23 protein-coding genes are annotated in these 20140 nt (G+C 31.1%); 21 read left to right on the top strand and 2 right to left on the bottom strand.

Features of this window, described 5'->3' with window-relative positions; genetic code table 11:
• Positions 1 to 4 precede the first annotated feature (4 nt).
• A complete protein-coding gene (locus AANAER_RS09305; protein WP_129080991.1) occupies positions 5 to 1171 on the bottom strand; it encodes a pyridoxal phosphate-dependent aminotransferase in 1167 nt (388 codons plus the stop codon).
• 89 nt (positions 1172 to 1260) lie between these two features.
• On the opposite strand from AANAER_RS09305, the gene AANAER_RS09300 reads away from it, so the two are divergent.
• Positions 1261 to 1848 carry a M48 family metallopeptidase gene (locus AANAER_RS09300; RefSeq protein ID WP_129080990.1) on the top strand — a complete coding sequence of 196 codons (588 nt, stop codon included), beginning with the start codon at positions 1261 to 1263 and terminating at the stop codon, positions 1846 to 1848.
• Here AANAER_RS09300 and AANAER_RS15090 read toward each other — a convergent pair.
• Positions 1832 to 2065, bottom strand: coding sequence for a hypothetical protein (locus tag AANAER_RS15090; protein ID WP_228711111.1), 234 nt, complete (start codon positions 2063 to 2065; stop codon positions 1832 to 1834). The two genes, AANAER_RS09300 and AANAER_RS15090, sit on opposite strands and share 17 nt — an antisense overlap.
• Before the next feature lie 153 nt (positions 2066 to 2218).
• On the opposite strand from AANAER_RS15090, the gene AANAER_RS15085 reads away from it, so the two are divergent.
• The 20 genes from AANAER_RS15085 to AANAER_RS09200 all read left to right on the top strand — a co-directional run bounded on the left by AANAER_RS15085 (position 2219) and on the right by AANAER_RS09200 (position 20115).
• Positions 2219 to 2344, top strand: a complete 126-nt coding sequence (locus tag AANAER_RS15085) for a lipoprotein (RefSeq protein ID WP_164969307.1) — start codon at positions 2219 to 2221, stop codon at positions 2342 to 2344.
• The gene (locus tag AANAER_RS09290) at positions 2344 to 3795 is read left to right on the top strand and encodes an L-aspartate oxidase (RefSeq protein WP_129080988.1); all 1452 of its coding nucleotides are present in this window, start codon (positions 2344 to 2346) and stop codon (positions 3793 to 3795) included. The genes AANAER_RS15085 and AANAER_RS09290 overlap by 1 nt, the downstream gene beginning before the upstream one ends.
• On the top strand, positions 3795 to 5183 hold the full coding sequence (gene nhaD / locus AANAER_RS09285; protein ID WP_044418307.1) for a sodium:proton antiporter NhaD: 1389 nt from the start codon (positions 3795 to 3797) through the stop codon (positions 5181 to 5183). The genes AANAER_RS09290 and nhaD overlap by 1 nt, the downstream gene beginning before the upstream one ends.
• 159 nt (positions 5184 to 5342) lie before the next feature.
• Positions 5343 to 6878, top strand: a complete 1536-nt coding sequence (gene guaA / locus AANAER_RS09280; RefSeq protein WP_129080987.1) for a glutamine-hydrolyzing GMP synthase — start codon at positions 5343 to 5345, stop codon at positions 6876 to 6878.
• 118 nt (positions 6879 to 6996) lie between these two features.
• Positions 6997 to 7455, top strand: a complete 459-nt coding sequence (locus AANAER_RS09275; protein WP_129080986.1) for a hypothetical protein — start codon at positions 6997 to 6999, stop codon at positions 7453 to 7455.
• A gap of 197 nt (positions 7456 to 7652) precedes the next feature.
• Positions 7653 to 7841 carry a YqaE/Pmp3 family membrane protein gene (locus tag AANAER_RS09270; RefSeq protein WP_044418312.1) on the top strand — a complete coding sequence of 63 codons (189 nt, stop codon included), beginning with the start codon at positions 7653 to 7655 and terminating at the stop codon, positions 7839 to 7841.
• A 290-nt stretch (positions 7842 to 8131) separates the two neighbouring features.
• Positions 8132 to 8443 carry a hypothetical protein gene (locus AANAER_RS09265; protein WP_044418314.1) on the top strand — a complete coding sequence of 104 codons (312 nt, stop codon included), beginning with the start codon at positions 8132 to 8134 and terminating at the stop codon, positions 8441 to 8443.
• A gap of 1 nt (position 8444) precedes the next feature.
• Entirely contained in the window at positions 8445 to 9191 is a 747-nt protein-coding gene (locus AANAER_RS09260) for a hypothetical protein (protein WP_129080985.1), read from the top strand.
• A 163-nt stretch (positions 9192 to 9354) separates the two neighbouring features.
• Positions 9355 to 9696, top strand: a complete 342-nt coding sequence (locus AANAER_RS09255) for a hypothetical protein (protein ID WP_052502719.1) — start codon at positions 9355 to 9357, stop codon at positions 9694 to 9696.
• Between the two features lie 65 nt (positions 9697 to 9761).
• A complete protein-coding gene (locus AANAER_RS09250; RefSeq protein WP_044418316.1) occupies positions 9762 to 10037 on the top strand; it encodes a BrnT family toxin in 276 nt (91 codons plus the stop codon).
• Positions 10015 to 10260: a type II toxin-antitoxin system BrnA family antitoxin gene (gene brnA / locus AANAER_RS09245; protein WP_044418318.1), complete on the top strand. Its 246-nt coding sequence runs from the start codon at positions 10015 to 10017 to the stop codon at positions 10258 to 10260. Before AANAER_RS09250 ends, brnA begins: the two co-directional genes overlap by 23 nt.
• 86 nt (positions 10261 to 10346) lie before the next feature.
• Complete coding sequence (locus AANAER_RS09240) at positions 10347 to 10958, top strand: GW dipeptide domain-containing protein (protein WP_044418320.1); 612 nt, start codon at positions 10347 to 10349, stop codon at positions 10956 to 10958.
• A 427-nt stretch (positions 10959 to 11385) separates the two neighbouring features.
• Positions 11386 to 11970 (top strand): pseudouridine synthase, encoded by a 585-nt coding sequence (locus tag AANAER_RS09235; protein ID WP_129080984.1) that lies wholly within the window; start codon positions 11386 to 11388, stop codon positions 11968 to 11970.
• 77 nt (positions 11971 to 12047) lie between these two features.
• A complete protein-coding gene (locus AANAER_RS09230; protein ID WP_129080983.1) occupies positions 12048 to 13124 on the top strand; it encodes an FkbM family methyltransferase in 1077 nt (358 codons plus the stop codon).
• 93 nt (positions 13125 to 13217) lie between these two features.
• Positions 13218 to 13565 (top strand): hypothetical protein, encoded by a 348-nt coding sequence (locus AANAER_RS09225; RefSeq protein ID WP_129080982.1) that lies wholly within the window; start codon positions 13218 to 13220, stop codon positions 13563 to 13565.
• A 50-nt stretch (positions 13566 to 13615) separates the two neighbouring features.
• On the top strand, positions 13616 to 14269 hold the full coding sequence (locus tag AANAER_RS09220; protein WP_129080981.1) for an SDR family oxidoreductase: 654 nt from the start codon (positions 13616 to 13618) through the stop codon (positions 14267 to 14269).
• 109 nt (positions 14270 to 14378) lie between these two features.
• Positions 14379 to 15713: a ferredoxin reductase family protein gene (locus tag AANAER_RS09215; RefSeq protein WP_129080980.1), complete on the top strand. Its 1335-nt coding sequence runs from the start codon at positions 14379 to 14381 to the stop codon at positions 15711 to 15713.
• A 113-nt stretch (positions 15714 to 15826) separates the two neighbouring features.
• The gene (gene hrpB / locus AANAER_RS09210; RefSeq protein WP_129080979.1) at positions 15827 to 18358 is read left to right on the top strand and encodes an ATP-dependent helicase HrpB; all 2532 of its coding nucleotides are present in this window, start codon (positions 15827 to 15829) and stop codon (positions 18356 to 18358) included.
• The gene (locus AANAER_RS09205) at positions 18359 to 19219 is read left to right on the top strand and encodes a DMT family transporter (protein ID WP_228711110.1); all 861 of its coding nucleotides are present in this window, start codon (positions 18359 to 18361) and stop codon (positions 19217 to 19219) included.
• Between the two features lie 77 nt (positions 19220 to 19296).
• Positions 19297 to 20115: an alpha/beta fold hydrolase gene (locus AANAER_RS09200; protein ID WP_129080978.1), complete on the top strand. Its 819-nt coding sequence runs from the start codon at positions 19297 to 19299 to the stop codon at positions 20113 to 20115.
• Positions 20116 to 20140: the final 25 nt, after the last annotated feature.

The following is a 20140-nucleotide window of genomic DNA, read 5'->3' as shown; positions in this document are numbered from 1 at the left end:
AAAACTATTTTTCTATAAAATCTTTTATTCTTTTTATCCCCTCTTGAATACTTACTAAATCCGTAGCAAAAGAGAATCTAAAATAACCTTCCATACCAAAAGCTAGTCCAGGTACGACAGCTACACCTTTCTCTTCTAAAAGATCGGCTGCAAATTTCATAGAATCTGATGAAATCTCTTTTATATTTACAAAAAGATAAAAAGCTCCTTGTGGAGATACACAACTTAAACCTTTGATAGCGTTAAAAGATTCAACAGCGATATTTCTTCTTTTTTCAAACTCTTTTCTCATCATTTCAATATCTGCATCTGCATCGCCTTGAAGTGCAGGAATAGCAGCATGTTGAGTGATAGAGTTGATATTTGAAGTTACTTGACCTTGAAGTTTTGTCATAGCTTTTACAATTTCAACTTTAGGAGTTGCTATATATCCAAATCTCCATCCTGTCATAGCAACTGCTTTACTTAATCCGTTGATTGTGATAGTTCTTTGGTACATATCTTCACTGATTGAAGCAGCAGCTGTAAACTCTTTTCCGTCATACATGATTTTTTCATACATTTCATCAGACCAAACTAAAATATCGGTTCCTTTTAAAACTTCCGCAATCTCTTCTAGCTCTTCTCTTGAATAAACAGCTCCGCTTGGATTTGAAGGTGTATTTAAAATCATAGCTTTAGTTTTTGGCGTAATAGCCTCTTTTAACTGTTTAGCTGTTATTTTAAAGTCTGATGAATCATCTGTCTCAATAAATACAGGTACTCCACCTGAAAATTTAACTTGTTCCGGGTATGTTACCCAATAAGGTGCAGGGATAATTACTTCGTCTGCTTCTTCAATTAAAACTTGGCATAAATTGAATAAAGAGTGTTTTGCTCCATTGCTTATAACAATATGAGCAGGTTCGTAATTTAGTCCGTGATCTTTTTTTAGTTTTTTTATAATTGCTTGTTTTGTTTCAGTGATACCTTCAACTGCTGTATATTTCGTAAAACCGTCTTTTATTGCTTTAATAGCAGCGTTTTTAACAACATCAGGTGTATCAAAATCCGGTTCCCCGGCACTAAAACTTAAAATGTCTCTACCTTGCGCTTTAAGTTCTCTACCTAAAGCAGTAATAGCCATTGTTACTGACGGAGATAAATTCTCCATTCTCTGCGCAATTTTCATTAGTTTTTCCCTCTAATAATTTTCAATATGTTAATATTATGAGACATAATATTTCGTGGATTATATCTAAAAGTTACTTAAGGATTAGTTTGAATTTTTCAACATATATTAATAATAGAACGGTTACCGTAAATTTACAAAAAAAAAGAGGTCAAAAACATACTTATTTAAGACTTAAATCTTATGATTTGATAATTATTACCTCTCATAGTTACTTCTCATTGGATGATGCAAAGCTTTTAATAAAAAACAAAAAAGATTGGATTGAAAAAAACTTAGAGCAGATGAACAAAAATCTGCTAAATGATGATGAATTCCTTTTTTTAGGCATTAAACATAAAAATTTAGATGAGAGAAATATAGATGGTTTTTATAAACAAGAGGCTAAAAAACTGATTCCCAAAATAGTTTTGGAATACTCTTCTCTTATGAATTTGAAACCCACGGCAATAAAATTTAGAAAAAACAAAAGAACTTGGGGAAGTTGCAATTATAAAAACGAGTTAAATTTTAATATTTTATTAATGAAGTTTCCTATTTCTTTGATTGAGTATGTAGTTGTTCATGAATTGGCACATATAACACATAAAAACCACTCTAAATCTTTTTGGGCTTTGGTTGAACTTTATTGCAAAGATTATAAGCAAAGAGTAAAAGAGTTTAAGAGTTTTTTATAATTTGTCTTATCTCTTCAAACTTTTCATGTAAATTTTCATCTTTGATTGAGTTTTCAAATATACCGTAAGAACGCTCTTGGTAACTGCTTGGTGTTTCATAAGGCTTTTCTTTTTTTTCTATTTTGTTTGTTACGAAAAATCGTATTTCATCAATATTTGCGATGTTAGATTTTTTTAATAAGTCATTTATTAAACTCTTGTTATACTCAAACTCCATTTTATAAACAGGATGTGTTAATACAAAAAAGAAGATTTGATTCCTAATATAGGCGAATTTGACCCCTTTCTTCATTTTAAGAGGAAGTAATTCAATTATCTTCTGAATTGTCTTTTGTGTATTAATTCTTCTGAATTCAGGATTATTTTTAAGATGACAAAGTATTTCATTCAATTTTTTCATGTTGTAATTATAGCAGGAATTTTATTATCTTTAAGCGGATGTGGATACAAAGCACCTCCAACTTATGTAGATGACAAACAGGAAGTATCAAAATAATGGTTTACGATTATATTATTATAGGTTCGGGAGTTGCAGGATTAAATGCGGCTCGTTTGATCCCTAAAACAAAAAAAGTTCTAATTTTATGTAAAAAAGAGCCTTGGGAGTGTAATACATTTTATGCTCAAGGTGGAATTGCAACTGCGGTTGATAAAGAGGATATACCTTTACATATCAAAGATACTATGGTTGCAGGAGTTTTTCACAACGATAAAAGAGCTGTGACGGTTTTAAGCGAAAATTCAAGAGCTTCTATTGATAATTTGATTCATGATGGATTAAAATTTGATTTAAATGCAAAAGGCGAATTGGCTTTTACAAAAGAAGCAGCCCACAGCAGAAGTAGAATTTTGCACGCAGACGGAGATGCAACGGGAAGAATGCTGCATCTTTTTTTAATGGGAAAATTCCCGCATAGGCTAGAAACGAACTGCGTGGTAAATGATTTGTTGATTCAAGATGATATTTGTTACGGGGTTAAATACTTCGTAAGTGAAACAGAAGAAAAAATAGCTTATGCGCACAATACGATTATAGCAAGCGGAGGAGTAGGATCAATTTACAAATATCATACAAACTCTACAACCGTAGCAGGTGAAGTACAAGGTATTTGTCTTGAAAAAGGTTTGATCTTAAAAGATATGGAGATGATGCAGTTTCACCCTACGGTATTTAAAGGCACATCATATGCGAGAAAGACTCTTTTAAGTGAAGCTTTAAGAGGAGAGGGTGCTTATATAGTCGATGAAAACAATTATAGATTTTTGTTTGATTATCACAAAGACGGTGAATTGGCACCAAGAGACGTAGTAAGCAGATCAATCTTTGATTATCACCAGAAAACAGGGCATAAAATATTTCTCTCTTTTGATAAATTCGATAAAAACTATTTTAGAAAAAGATTTCCAAATATATATGCTACGTTTAATGACTTCGGTTATGATTTACCTTTTGAAAAAGTTCCTATTTCACCTGCATTTCATTATTCAATGGGTGGAATTGCGACAGATTTAAACTCAAAAGTTTTAAATATGAAAAACCTTTATGCTGTAGGAGAAGCTGCTTGTACGGGAGTTCATGGAGCAAATAGACTTGCATCAAACTCAATGTTGGAAGGAATCGTATTTTCAAAACTTGCAGTAAATTATAGTCTTAAAAATGATTTTAAAATCAATGAAAAAGAGTATACGAAAGAGATAAAATATTATATTAGAAATAAAGAAATAGATAAAAAAATAAAAGATAGAGTTAGAAGACTTATGTGGGAGAGTGCTGCTATTGTAAGGGATTTTAAATCATTGCAAAAGGCTTTAGATGAAATAAATGATTTCTTAAAAGAGGATGTGGGTAGACTGCTTTTTTTAAGGTTGCTTACGGCAAAATCTATTCTTAAAGCTGCACTTGATAGGAAAGAATCACTTGGAGCACACTTTATTAAGGAGAATTAATGTTAAAGATTCTGATGATATTATTGTTATCATCTCTAGCTTTATTTGCAAGTAGTACAGGAGAGTCAACTGCACATACTGTACCTGATCTTACGATGACTTGGGTTGGTTTTGCATGCCTTTTTATTTTTGTTGTTGGATACTATTTTGTAGCTGCGGAAGAGAAGTATGAAATAGACAAGGCTAAGCCGGCACTTTTTATAGGTACATTTATGTTTGTTTTGGTTGCTATTTATTATAGTTTAAATAGTCTGGATATGGGATTGGTTCATACCCAAGCAGAACATTTGATTTTGGAAATTGCCGAGATTTTCTTCTTCCTTTTTGTTGCTATGACTTATATTGAATCACTTATTCATATGGGAGTATTCGATAGATTAAAATATAATCTTATCTCAAAAGGATATACATATAGAAAACTTTTTTGGGTTACAGGTTTTCTAGCATTTTTTATCTCACCTATAGCAGATAACTTAACTACAGCTCTTATTTTATCGACTGTTTTAATTACAATTGAAAAAACAAGAAAAGACTTCTTGGTTCCGGGAGCTATAAATATTGTTGTCGCTGCAAATGCAGGGGGTGCTTGGTCTCCGTTTGGTGATATTACCACTCTTATGGCATGGACGGCAGGAAAAGGACATTTCCAAGATTTCCTATTTTTATTCCCTGCTTCAATAGGCGGATATCTTCTTACTGCTTTTATTTTAGCTAGATTTGTTCCAAATACACAACCTGACTTTGATGCTTCAAAAGAAGTGAAACCTACAATGGCAGAAGGAGCAAAAGTTGTTATAGCTCTTGGAGTATTTACGATTTTTTGTGCCGTAATGTCACATCAAGTTTTACATATGCCTGCAATGTGGGGTATGATGTTCGGTCTGTCTTTACTAAAAGTTTATTCTTACGGTCTTAAGAGGAAATACGGTTCAGACCACTTTAATATCTTTGAATCAATGGCAAAAATAGAGAATAACACTTTACTGTTTTTCTTTGGTATTTTAGCTGCTGTTGGAGCATTATACTTTATTGGTTGGTTAGGTTTAGCTGTAATTGTTTATGATCCGTCTGTTTTAGGTGCAACATGGTCAAATATCAGTGTAGGATTTTTATCGGCTATTGTTGATAATGTTCCCGTAATGTCTGCTGTATTAAAAGCAAATCCTGATATGGGACTTGAACAATGGATGTTAGTAACACTGACTGCGGGAGTCGGAGGTTCTTTAATCTCTTTTGGTAGTGCCGCAGGTGTTGGAGTTATGGGTAAACTTAAAGGAGTTTATACTTTCGGTGCCCATATGAAATATGCTTGGACTATTCTTTTAGGATATATCGCTTCTGTTTCAATTTGGTATTTACAATATCAGGTTTTAGGAATAGGGCATTAATAAACTAATTACCTAAAATATAAAAGGAGCTTTACTTTTAAGTGAGGCTCCTTTTTTTATATATTTTTCTTATAATCATTTAATTTAAATTAATAAGCTTCAAATTACACTTTAGATATAATCGCGGATACTTTTAATAAAATCAAAGGATTCTTTTTTATGAAACATGTACCAATAGTTGTATTAGATTTTGGTAGTCAATATACTCAAATCATTGCAAGAAAGCTTAGAGAAGCCGGAGTTTACTCTGAAATAGTACCTTTTAGCGAAAAAATTGAAGATATAAAAAAAAGAACACCAAAAGGAATAATTCTTTCAGGTGGACCAGCTTCAGTATATGCTAAAGATTCTTACCATCCCGATAAAGAGGTTTTTAAACTGGGAATTCCTGTTTTAGGAATCTGTTACGGTATGCAGCTTATTTCTCAATATTTTGGTGGAAGCGTAATTCCTGCGGATCATCATGAATACGGGAAAGCAAAACTTACTTTTGAAAAAGAAAGTGATATTTTCAAAGATACAAAAGACGGACAAATTGTATGGATGAGTCACGGTGATAAAGTTGATAAACTAGCAAGTGGATTTGAAATAATCGGAACAAGTGAGAATTCACCCTTTGCAGCTATTGCAAATGAGAAAGAAAAAATTTACGCTTTTCAATTCCATCCCGAAGTTTACCACTCTCAAGAGGGTTCAAAAATCCTTAAAAACTTTGCAAAATATATTTGCGGATGTGAATCAACTTGGAATATGGGTTCTTTTGCAAAAGAGCAAATTGCAAAAATTCAAGAAAAAGTCGGAAATAAAAAAGTTCTTTGCGGTGTAAGTGGAGGAGTTGATTCTTCCGTAGTAGCTACACTTTTAGCCGAAGCAATAGGAGATCAACTTATTCCCGTATTTGTTGACCATGGATTATTAAGAGCAAATGAAAGAGAAGATGTTGAAGCAATGTTTGCAGCTAGAGGAATAAACCTAATTACTGTTGACGTTTCTGAAATCTTCTTGAAAAAACTTGAAGGTGTAACGGATCCTGAGAAAAAAAGAAAAATTATTGGTGAAACTTTTATCGAAGTATTTGATAAAGAAGCAAAAAAACATGATGGAATAGAATTCTTGGCACAAGGTACACTATATACGGATGTAATTGAGTCTGTTTCAGTAAAAGGACCTTCAAAAACAATCAAATCACATCACAATGTAGGTGGACTTCCTGATTGGATGACTTTCGAACTTATCGAACCTTTAAGAGAAATCTTCAAAGATGAAGTTAGAAAATTGGGACTTGAATTAGGTTTACCTAAAGATATGATAGGAAGACACCCTTTCCCCGGACCTGGACTTGCTATTAGAATTATGGGTGATGTGAATAGAGCAGATTTGGAACTTCTAAGAAAAGCCGATGTAATCATGCTTGATGTTCTAAGAGCAACAGGATATTATGATAAAACATGGCAAGCTTTTACAGTACTTCTAAATGTAAAATCAGTAGGAGTTATGGGTGATAACAGAACTTATGATAATACTGTATGCGTAAGAATAGTAGATGCAACAGACGGTATGACAGCAACATTTTCATATATACCGCATGATATCCTAGAGACAATTTCAAGAAGAATAATCAATGAAGTTGACGGCATTAACAGAGTGGTTTATGATATCTCATCTAAACCGCCTGCAACTATTGAGTGGGAATAGAATAAAAGAAAAGTTATTTTTTTGTAAATAACTTTTCTAAATATAAAATTGACTTTTCTTTTTTTTTAGATAAAATATTAATCATAATATTATTAAATTTGTATATAAGGTAAACTAAATGACCTTGCAAGAAAGAATAGAATTATTACAAAGTTATAGTCAATGTAATTCTTTAAGTAATAAAGAATTAAGTAATTATGCCTATCATACATTAATAAACCAAGAATTTATGCCTTTATATACATCAAGTACAGAAGTTTTTATTACATTAGCAATTACACTACTTGGATTAAGTGTTGCATTTAGAGAAAAAGTGTTAGGACAATCTGGAAGACTTAAAATAACAAAAATATTACTTCTTATTTGGTTTTTTCTTAGTTTTGCAATCGCTTCAGGGATATTTTATTTATATGCAGCTCCTAAACATATTGAAATGAGATTTCAATGTGATTATTATGCACCATTAGGAATATGGCCAGGGCATGTGTATGGAATGTGTACAATATCTTTAATCTTAGGAATTTTTTTGCTATTTATTCTAATGGTTAATCAAGCTAAAAAGGTCAAAACTAATTGAGTAGGAAAGAGATTTAAAATATATTACAAACTCTATATAATGAATAATTGGAAATAGATATTCGACACTAGGATTTCAAATAAAACTTTATATAGCTAAAATAAAGTGATAAATTTATTTATTATAAATAATTAATAAACATATAAAGTTTAAGCTTATTTATTTTATACTTATAAATCTCAATTAAAAGGAACATTATGCGACTTATACTAGCAATTTTAATTCCATGGTTAAACTTTTTTACTATAGGAAAGCCAATTTCAGGTTTTATTTGTTTGCTTCTTCAACTTACACTTCTTGGTTGGATTCCAGCTGCCATTTGGTCTGTATATTCTTTAGGTCAATATAAAACAGACATAAAGATTAAGCAATCTGTAGGTAAATAATACTTCCTGAATGTTTTTGTATTTAACATACACTATGTATATTAAAGCTCTAAATATCAATATAAAATAAAAAAAGAAATTATAAGCTATAATAAAAATATATATAAAAATTATTATAATTTGTAATCTTTTTTTATAAATATACTTAAATTAAGCTCTTTTTTAAATATATAATAAATAAGTAGATTTAAGTACTTTATTTATATAATGTGGATTCAATAAATAGTTATGTGAATAAACATTGTGTTAAAATATAACTATCCATTAAAATTAATTTTTAAGGATTAGATATGGCAGGAGTTTGGCCAATATATGATAACAGCCCAAAGATTTACAAAGTCTATGCAGGACCAATGACTTGGGGTCCTGAAATACAGATGGATAAACCTCCTTTTGGTTCCTCTGGAACTAGAAAAATAAAAGTTTCATCAGAATCTAGCATAAAATCTCCATTTAAATTTAGAATTCATTTATTTAATGAAACAATAGAATTTAATGGACCAAATAAAAAAGATTTTCCATATGATGGAAATATACAAAACATTAGTTTTAGTGCAAAAAGTTTTGGAACTGGACAAATAATTAGATGTGAGTTTTATTAAAATGAAATCATTATTATTTTTAACTTTAATATCTAATTTATTGTTAGCACATTCTTTTAATCATTTCATAATAAAAAATGAATCAGTGACTTTAGAATGTAAAGATGTTAACTATATTAAAAAAATCAGTAACTACACAGCTGATATCGATTATACCAAAGAAGGTGCAAATAAGATATATCAATTCACTAAAAATAATGTAAATAAAGATTTAATGTTAATATCAAATGATAAAGTGATTTTTAAGCCCATAAAAATTACTGAACCGATGGGAAATAAAAAACTACCCAAAGGAGAACATTCAGGAATGATTCTTCACTCAGAAACAGGTAACATAGATGCTTTCATAAATACTTTTAAGCATTGTAAAAATGTAATACAATATCCAAAAGAAAAAAAGGTCATACAACAAAAAGGAACTTTAAATTTTAATATAGGAAAAGAAAAATTAAATTTTTCTTGTGATGATATAAAAGATATCAGAGGAGTTGCTTATAAAGATTTTAGTTTTAATCTTTATTTCTCTAAACAAGGTTTAGAAAAAGTATGTAAATTTACAAAAAATAATATCAATAAAAATATGGATATTTTTGTTGATAATAATATAGTTAAAAAGAATATTACAATAGATAAATCTATTGGATGTGATAATGATGAAAATAATCCATATTTAATAGATTCAAGTTTTACAACTTTAGATGAAATAAAAATGTTATTAAAATCTTTGTGTGTTGACCCTTATGAGTGATTTTAATGTGTAAGAATCACATAACAACACTTTGGAAAAAAACAAGGAGATACTTGCGGTTTCAAACTTATAATCGTAAGTAGAACAATTAAATGGTTTTGAACAAACAAGTGATATCTTTCCTTGTTTTTCAATTCCAACGTTATATACAAAAGGATTTAAATTGGCAGTAACAGTAAAAGATGTAGATACATTACAAGAATATATTATAGGTGTAATGGGTAGAGCAGACCATCATGCAGGAAATGTAAATGAAATTGCTTTGGCATTGGCTGGTGCTATTGTGTGGAAAAAAGATATCGCATCAATAAAGGTTATGGAAAGAGAAAGCGAAACTAAAAATGTTTTATGGGTAAATATAAATGGTAAAAAGTATGCTTTTGTTTACAATCATGACACTGGTAAAATTGACATGAGAGAGAAAACTATACAAGGTTCAAACTTACATGAATTTGATAATAGTACAAGTTTGTCAACTCTAAAAAATATTTTTGATGCACTTTAATCTAAAAATATAATCCAAACCTACAAATAAAACAAAATCTCATATAAATATGGTATAATTTTAGTATGAAATTTGAATATGATGAAAATAAAAGTAAAACCAATAAGTCAAAACATGGTATTGATTTTGAAGAAGCAAAAGAGTTATGGGAAGATCCATACTCTTTTGAATTACCATCTATTCAAAGTGAAGATGAAGATAGGTTTTTAGTTTTAGGTCAAATAACTTCTAAAAACTATACTGCAATTATAACTTATAGAGATGATGTTATTAGAATTATTTCTGTGAGAAGATCAAGAAAAAAGGAGATTGAACTTTATGAAAGCATCAGAGCTAGATAAAAAATTTGATGAAAATCAAGAAGATATTTTAGAGTATTTTGATACATCAAAAATCAAAATGATAAATGAAGAACCTAAAAGAGTAAACATTGATTTCCCTTCTTGGATGGTTGATTCTTTGGATAAAGAAGCTAAACATATCGGGGTAAGTCGTCAGGCAGTTATAAAAATGTGGTTAGCTGAAAGACTGCAAGGTTTGAACTCAAAAGTAACAGGTATATAACAAAACATTGGAGAGAAATATTTGACCTTGCGGCTCAAATATTTCTCAACTCAAACGTTAGCCACACAACAAACATAGGAGTAATAATGTTTCCAAAAAAAATTGTTTTATTTCCATTAGTAATAGCACTTACTATTTCATGTTATGCAGAAACACTAAATGATATTTCTACTTTTGCAAAATCAATATGTGATGAAGTAAGTCTATCAGGTTCTATTAATCGTTCAACGATAAAAGCAGAAATAGCAGGTAATATAAAACCCTTATCAAAACTTTTGGGTGTAAAATTTAACGCTGAAGGTATGTACACTCTTAACAATACTGAATATCAGGGGTTACCATACGATTCTCTACCTGATCAAATGAAAGATTCAAGAACTTGTAAAAAAGAAATTGCTTTTCTTCTTCTTGAAGAAAGGCATCGAATTCAAAGTTATACATCAACATCTCAAACACAATATGTAATTAAGGACAATGGTCTAGGTAATAGATTATTTAATAAACCAAATAAACAAGAATTGTTCAATCTACTATCAAAATCAAACCAAGATATTCCAAGGCTAATGATTGGCACACCTCTCAATATACTTGAAGAACAAACCATAGACTCTTTGACATGGTATAAAATCAGAGTTTTGGCTGGTACTGATAAAGGAAAAATTGGATGGGTGACAAAAGAAAATATCAAAGTTAAATAAGGCTAACAAGTCAGTGGAGCCAATAAATTACCCTGCGGGCAATTTATTGGCTCATTTCAAACGTTATGAAGAAAAGGAAATAAAATGCTACATTGTAGTAGAACATTCAAAAAACCTTGACAGCGACCTACTAGTACAGAAGGTTTTTCAGGGTGTGTTAAATACTTGACTTTTCGAACCTGATGGGAGCGATATAAAAGTTAGAGCGCTGGGATACAGCAGCTATATGACAGGACTGAAAAAGTTAGACTTCATTCATGTAGCTTTAAAAATACTATCCGAGCGGACAACTGAGCAGAAGTTGAATCTCTACTTATGCAGATAAAAAAAGTCGCTACAATTCCATAAGAACAACTGTTATAATATATTAAATCTCTACTTTATAAAACAAAAGCTACAATTCCACATAATTTCAAGGAAAAGTTTTATGCCAAATACTTATCAACACTTTAAAATATTTAAACCATATGGTTGTTTAAGTCAATTTAAACAAGAAAAGATGAAGAATAAAAGTTTATTAGGTGATTTTTATGATTTTCCTGAAAATACAATGGCTATTGGAAGGCTCGACCATGATTCAGAAGGGTTATTGTTACTTACAACTGATGGGATGACAAGTTACAATGTTAGAAATAAAAGTATAGAAAAAGAGTACTATGTGCAAGTTGATGGAGTGATTACTCAAGAAGCTATATCACAACTACAAAAGGGTGTTGAGATTACTGTAAGTGGGAAAAAGTATGCAACTCTTCCTTGTAAAGCTTTTGCTTTTAACGAAGAGCCAGAGTTACCACCACGTGGAAAGAATATTCGTCATCCAAGACATGGTCCTACAAGTTGGGTTTCAATTACCATTTGTGAAGGTAAAAAGCGTCAGGTAAGAAAGATGACTGCTGCTGTTGGTTTTCCTACATTAAGACTTGTAAGAGTTAGAATAGGTGATATTTATATAGATAGTTTAACACCTGGAGAAGTGGCTTCTATACCTAGTATTAATGATGCAATAAATTAATTGCACCATTAAGCAATCCTATACAATATGCTATACTATCGCCAAACAAACAATAATATAAAGGCAAAACACATTTTATGGTAGATATAAAAGATTTTGACTATATAAATGAAAGAGATAAAAAACTTGTAAAGCTTTTTATAGAGTCAAAAGATATAAAAAAATATATTCTTGGAATAAACAAATATACGAAAGCCATACAAAAACATATCTCTGTTGACGGTGTCATAGATGATTTTACAAGGGTTCAAAAATCTAGGAAGAAAGAGATATTAGAGATAAATGAGATAGATAAGAACTCTATAGTTCTTTGGGTGTCATGGGGAAGTCCGTTGGAAGTTAAAGAAAAACTTGATTCTATGGGCATAGAAAATATAAGCTATCTCTCTTTTTATAAGTATAGCTCATTTACTCTTCCTTCTGCTCCTTTTATGGATGATTTTGAAGATGACTTCAAGCAAAATAGAGACCAATATGAAAAGATTTTTAATCTACTGGAAGATGAAAAATCAAAAACTGTTTTTCAAAAGGTTTTAAATTTTAAGATAACCGGCGATTATAATTTTATGAAAGGCTTTACAAATAATCATAAAGAACAATATTTCGATAAAGAGATTATTCCAAATATAAAAAACATAAGTTTTGTGGACGGTGGTGGATATGTGGGAGATACAATCCCTAATATAATCAGCAATTTCCCTGATTATAAGAAAATATATTCAATAGAGCCGAATAAACTGCATATCAATATTGCCAAACGAAAATTTGCAGATACAAAAAATATAGAGTTTATAGAGTGTGGATTATCAAATCAAAAAGTTATTGTTGACGATAAAATTTCATCAAACAATTGTGACCATAATTATAATGCTCTAAATACCGATACCTTGGATAATATTATAAAAGAAAAAGTAGATTTCATAAAAATGGATATTGAAGGTGCAGAACAAGATGCCATAGAGGGTGCAAAGCAGACGATAAAAAGATATAAACCTATTTTGGCAATTTGTATTTATCACAAAGCCCAAGATTGGTATAAAATACCTCAAAGGGTTCTTTCCTTTCATAGTGGCTACAAACTTTATTTGAGACATTATATGGAGGGTATATATGAAACTGTTCTTTATTTTATTCCAAAGTCCGAGAATATATAAATCAATCGACTAACTTTTGTTTGATAAAAAGCAATATTTTAGAGAGCTTAACTACTTTTTTAATACAATATATTATAAATACATGGAGAAAAATTGAAAATCTCATATCATCGCAGACGAAAGATTAAAACTAGACGAATAGCTATAAGAGAACTAATCTCAAATGGTATTGATGACCCAAAAGAGTTAGCAAAAGAGCTTAACGTTACTGTTCCTACTATCAAAAGAGATTTAGAAGCTATGAAAACTATGAGTGAAGAAGATTTTACTTTTGCTAAAAGAGAAACTTCGCAAGAGATACTTGATAAAAAAGATGAAATCTTAAGAATGTTAGATGATGAAGAGTATTACAGCAAAAATGGTGATATAAATATACTTAAGATTACAAAAGAATTAAAAACAAGTAGAGCTACGGTTATGTCTGTATTAAATGGTGAATAGATAGTTATTATTGTATTATAATAAAATTAATAAAAAAGGGAGATATTATTATGAGCAAGGTTTTTATTGTCGGCGTAACTGGCGGTGTAGGTTCAAGATTAGCTCCAAAGCTTCTTAAATCAGGTCATAGCGTATCTGGACTTTATCGAGATAAAAAGAAAGAATCCTCTTTAAAAGAGCTGGGTATTAAACCTTTTTTGGGTGATTTGATGGATATGTCTGTGGATGATTTTATAGAAATAACAAAAGATCATGATGTTATTGTTTTTTCTGCGGGTGCGGCTGGAAGCGGTTTAGATAGAACTACTGCAATAGATTATGAAACACCTGTAAAACTTCTTAAAGCTGCAAAAGCAAACGGTATTTCAAGATTTTATTTAATCTCTGCATTTATGGATTCAATTAGAGATAAACCACGTAATGATAACTTTGAACACTATATGAAAATGAAACGACAAGCTGACAATGCTGTAGTTGCTTCAAAACTTGATTGGGTTATTTTAAGACCGGGAACTTTAGTGAGTGAAGAGGGAAGCGGCTTAGTAAATTTAGAACGTGCAATCTCTTATGGAAATGTAGCTAGAGGTAATGTTGCAAGTGTATTAGCAGCACTTATAAATGAACCGTCAATAAAAAAAGAGATTTTTGAGCTTGTGGATGGTGATAAACCTATTAATGAGGCAATTAAAGCTATTAAGCGTTAGATTTGAAGTCTCATATGTGTTATCTTCTAATCAAGCTTAAGGCTATTTCCTATAAAATATAATTCTAATAAATAATCATTTTATACTCTAAATTTAAAAAAGGTAATCAATGAAATATATCAAGATTTTATTTCTATCTCTGTTAGTTCTGTTAACAGTTTTATGGTTAGCAGCTGATACATTAATTCCTGAGCCGTTTACGTATTTTTCCTTTCGTTCGGTATTTGTTCAATATAGCGGAGTAGTAGCTACAGGTCTTATGAGTGTTGCTATGTTATTAGCTTTAAGACCGAAATTTATTGAGCCATACTTAGATGGTATGGACAAAATGTATCGTCTTCACAAGTGGCTGGGAATTACGGCATTTATTTTTGCAATAGCTCACTGGTGGTTTGCCAAAGGTACAAAATGGATGGTAGGCTGGGGCTGGTTAGAAAAGCCAGTTCGAAAAGGAGGAGACGGAAAGACTTTAAGTGCTGTTGAAAACTGGTTTCATGCCCAAAAAGGTTTTGCAGAAAGTGTGGGAGAGTGGGCATTTTACGCTGCACTTATACTTGTTGTTCTTGCATTAGTTAAGTATTTTCCTTATCATTGGTTTGTTAAAACTCATAAATTGATTGCCCTTGCATACCTTGCTTTTGTTTATCACTCAGTAATCCTTATGAAAATAGAGTATTGGTCTCAACCTGTAGGCTGGCTTATGGCACTTTTACTACTTGGAGGAACTGTGGCTGCAATATTGACTTTAACAGGTCGTATTGGAATTAATCGCAAGTTGGAAGGAACTATTTCTCAACTGAAATTTTATCCTGCGTTAAGAGTTTTGGAAACAACTATTGTTATGGATAAAGCTTGGAAAGGTCATACAGCAGGGCAATTTGCTTTTGTTACAACAGATAAAAAAGAGGGAGCTCATCCTTATACTATTGCCTCTGCATGGAGTAGTGAAAATCGTGAACTTGTTTTTATAACTAAAGCACTTGGCGATCATACAAGCAGGTTAAAAGATAAACTAAAAAAAGGTATGTCTGTAACCGTTGAAGGTCCTTACGGCTGTTTTGATTTTAAAGATGAGCAGCCTCGTCAAATTTGGGTAGGCGCAGGTATCGGTATCACACCTTTTATTGCCAAGCTTAAACAACGAGCAAAAGTTTCGGATGATAAGATCATTGACCTTTTCCATACAACTTCAGATTTTGATGAGTCTGCGCTTGAGCAACTTACTTCCGATGCAAAAGCAGCAGGTGTTAATCTTCATCTTTTAGTAAGCAGTAAAGACGGAAGATTAAATGCAGAACGTATTCGTACTACAGTTCCAAAGTGGGAATCATCAAGTATTTGGTTCTGTGGACCACAAGGATTTGGTCAGGCTTTACGTGAAGATTTTATCTCTCATGACTTGCCGTCTGAACGTTTCCACCAAGAAATCTTTCAAATGCGTTAATTGTAGTTTAAATGCAGCTTGTGTATGTTTAATGTTACACAAGCTGCATAAAGCTTTTAACCTTTGAAGTTCCTGTATTGAAAAACTCTCCTTTTTCATGTACAATACGCCAGATGAAAAATTTACCTATCCATGATGTTTTAGATGATATAAAAAGCAGATTAAATCACAACTCGACTTTGATACTTCAAGCACCTCCAGGAGCAGGGAAAAGTACGGTTGTTCCTATCTCTTTATTAAATGAGTCTTGGCTTGAGGGAAAAATGATTATTATGCTTGAACCTCGCAGGGTTGCTGCCCGTATGGTTGCAGAGCAAATGGCTAGACTTTTAAATGAAAAAGTAGGGCAAAGCGTCGGTTATCAAGTTAAAATGGATAGTTGCTTCTCTAAGAGTACAAAACTACTTGTGGTAACAGAGGCTATTTTAGTGAGAAAACTTCAAAATGACCAGGCTTTGGAAGATGTTGCTATGGTTATTTTTGATGAATTTCATGAAAGAAGTATACATACTGATCTCTCTTTAGCCTTATCTTTACAAGTTCAAGAGCTTTTAAGAGATGATTTAAAACTGCTTATTATGTCTGCAACTCTTGATTCATCTGAGCTACAAAATCTTTTAGGAAAAGTTCCCGTTATAACTTCAAAAGGCAAAGCCTATAGTGTAGAAAATATTTATCTTGAAGCAAATATAAAACAACCTGATATAAAAAGTATAAATACAACTATTTTAAATACTATATTTAAAGCCTTGGAAGGCGATGATGGGGATATTTTAGTCTTTTTAGCAGGTTCAAAAGAGATTAGAAGACTTAAGACTTTGCTTGAAGAGAGATTAAAAAATAAAAAAGAAAAAGAGATAGAAGTCTTTCCTTTATATTCTGCTCTTAGTAAAATAGAGCAAGATAGAGCCATAAGGAAATCAAAAAAAAGAAAAATAATATTAGCTACAAATATAGCCCAAACCTCATTGACAATAGAGGGTGTAAAAGTTGTAATTGATACAGGCTTAGAGAAGTTGGCACTTTATAACTATTCTACTGGAATGAATCATTTAAATCTCTCTTTTATATCAGAAGATAGTGCAATTCAAAGAGCAGGTAGAGCCGGAAGATTAAGTGAAGGAAAGTGTTATAGACTTTGGCACAAAAGTAAGATTTTGCAAAAAGCAACTAAACCTGAAATATTAAGATGTGATTTAAGTTCATTTTTCCTTGATTTGGCTCTTTGGGGTACTAAAGATATAAAAGAGTTGAACTTTTTAGACTATCCTCAAAAAGAGGTGGAAGCCGGTTCGAAAGAGATGTTACAAGAGCTTAAAATGTTAGATGAAAATTATGAAATAACATCAATAGGCAAAAAAGCTCTAAGTTTGGGAGTTCATCCTAGATTTGCTTTTATGATATTAAAAGCAAATGATCTAGGTTTTGCTTATGAAGCTTCTCTTTTATCTTCACTTTTAAGTGAAAAAGATATTTTTAAAAATACTTATACTGACAGTGATATTTATTTAAGATTTATACATTTGTATGAAAAGGAGTTTGATAATACTTATATAAACTCATATCTAGCAAAAAATATTTTAAAACAAGCTCAGTTTTTTTATTCCAAATTAAAAGCTATACAAACAGTTAATGTAAATAAAACAAAAATAGATGAAGAAACTTTAGCTGTTTTGCTTCTTTTTGCCTATCCTGACAGGTTGGCACATCAAAGAGAAAAAAATGAGAATAGATATAAACTAAGTAACGGCAAAGGTGCTATTTTAAATCCCGAAGATTCACTTTTTAACGAAGAGTTTTTAATAGCACCTGTTTTAAATGCACAAAATAAAAACTCATATATAAATCTTGCTCTTAAAATATCTTTGCACACTATAGAAGAAAAGTTTGCTTCATATATAAAGAGAAAAAAATCAATTATCTATAACAAAGAGAATAAAAAGTTTGATACAAAAGAAGAGTACTATTTTTACGAACTAAAACTATATTCCAAACCTATCTCCTTGGAGTCAGAATATGATTTTTCAAAGCTTCTTTTAGATTTGATTAAAAAAGAGGGCTTAGAACTTTTAACTTGGAGCAAAAAAGCAAATGATTTAAAAAACAGAATTAATTTTATAAATGAAAATATGGATATTGCTTTACCTAGTTTTGAAACAACTTCATTGTTAGATACCATGCAAGAGTGGCTTACTCCTTATTTAAATGAAATCAAAACAATAAAACAACTCGAAGCTTTGGATCTCTATTCTATTTTATTAGGAAGACTTTCTTGGGAAAATCAACAGCTTATAGATACTTTAGCCCCAAGTTATATAAAAGTGCCAAGCGGTTCAAATATAAAGATTGATTACTCAAACAGTAAAACGCCTATATTAGCGGTAAAAATACAAGAGATTTTCGGTTTAAAACAAACTCCAAAAATATTGGACAATAAAATTGCACTGCAAATACATCTTTTAAGTCCTGCACAAAGACCCATACAAATAACATATGATTTAAAAAGTTTTTGGGAAAATTCATATGAAGAAGTTAGAAAAGAGCTGTTTTCAAAATACAAAAAGCATTATTGGCCGGAAAATCCTTTTGAAGCTGTTGCAACAAATAAAACCAAAAAAAATATGATGAAAGATAAAAGGTTGTAAATGTCGGAAAAATTAAAATCAATGGATAAAGGTGTACTTTTTATGCTTGTTAGTGCTTTACTTGGAGCACTTAACGGAGCTCTCGCAAAATTTTTATCTCAAAGTATGGATCCACTTGAAATAGTATTTTATAGAAATTTACTGGGTTTTTTGATTATTCTATTTAGTATAAAAAAGTTTCATGTCTCTATTGATACCTCAAAATTGCATTTGCTTATTTTAAGGGGACTTTTCGGTGCTTTGGCAATGGTGCTGTTTTTTTATACAATTGCGACTATTCCTCTTGGAGAAGCTGTTGTATTAAATAAAACTTCACCTTTTTTTGTAACTATACTTGCTTATTATCTAATGAAAGAGTCTATAAATTTGCGTACGTTTTTTGCTTTGATTATCGGTTTTATAGGAGTTCTATTTATAATGAAACCTTTAGGACTTGTTATATCTCATGAACATATTTTAGGAGTATTGGGCGGTTTTTTTGCAGCAGCGGCATATGCAACGATAAAAAAGATAAAAGATATTTACGATGCTAGAGTTATTATGCTCTCTTTTATGGGTGCAGGGGTGCTTATACCTTTTTGTTTGTTTTTATTTACTCCTTATGTACATTTTCAAATACATACAAATCTTTTTGTATGGCTGCTTATTATCTTTATGGCTGTTGTCTCAACGACGTCACAATGGTTTCTTACCAGAGCTTATAGTATAAGTAAAGCAAGTATTATAGGAGTAGTAAGTTATGCCAATATTCCTTTTGCCATAGGTTTCGGTGTTATGCTTGGGGATTTGTTTCCTGATATTTACACTTTTATAGGTATTGTATTTATTGTGATAGGCGGTATCTTAGTTACTAAAAAGTAAGCAAAAAACACTTATTTATTTTGTATTATCTTCAAGTTAGTTATAATCATATATAACGATATTTAAAAGGATTTGAAATGAAAACAAAAACAATGCGAACAGCAGATAATGTTGATATTAGTTATCTTCAACAAGGAGAGGGGAAACCTTTGTTATTGATTCCTGGATGGAGTTGCAGTTTTCATTTTTTTGATAAAAATATAGGTCCTCTCTCAGAAAAATTTCAAGTAATAGCTATGGATTTGCGTGGTCACGGGGAATCAGGAAAACCTGATCACGGTTATAGAATTTCACGTCTTGCAATGGATATTAAAGAGCTTCTTGATTATTTAAACCTTGAAGACGTTACTGCTGCCGGTTGGTCAATGGGTGCTTCTATATTGTGGAGTTATCTTGAACTTTTCGGTAATCATCGAATAAGCAAACTTATAAGTATAGACCAATCTCCTGCACAATATTTTGCTCCTGATTGGAAATGGGGTCAGTTGGGTTGTTATGATGTGGAATCTTACTTACAATTATGTGCAACTTTGAAATATGAAGAGAGAGCAAATGCAGAAGGAACGGTTCATGGTTGTATGCATAAAGTACCTACAAATGAAGAAGTAAAATTTCTTGCAGATGAAATTATGAAATGTCCCGCACGAGTAAAAATTGATATTATGCGTGATCATACAAATCTTGATTGGCGTGATTTTATTCCTCATATATCAATACCGACTTTGGTTTGTGTCGCTAAAAACAGCCAAGTCTTTCCTTGGCAAGGAAGTGCCTGGGTGGGAGAAAACATACCAAATGCAAAAACCGAATTTTTTGAAAATTGCGGTCATATGCTGTTTTGGGATGACCCTGAAAAGTTTAACCGTGTTGTAGCAGAATTCATCTTGGATAATTAAATAATTTTATACTATAAAAAAAGTG

Origin of the sequence: Halarcobacter anaerophilus, from assembly GCF_006459125.1 — a bacterium.
In the GTDB taxonomy this organism is placed as follows: Bacteria; Campylobacterota; Campylobacteria; order Campylobacterales; family Arcobacteraceae; genus Halarcobacter; species Halarcobacter anaerophilus.
This window is presented reverse-complemented; position numbering and strand designations above follow the sequence as displayed.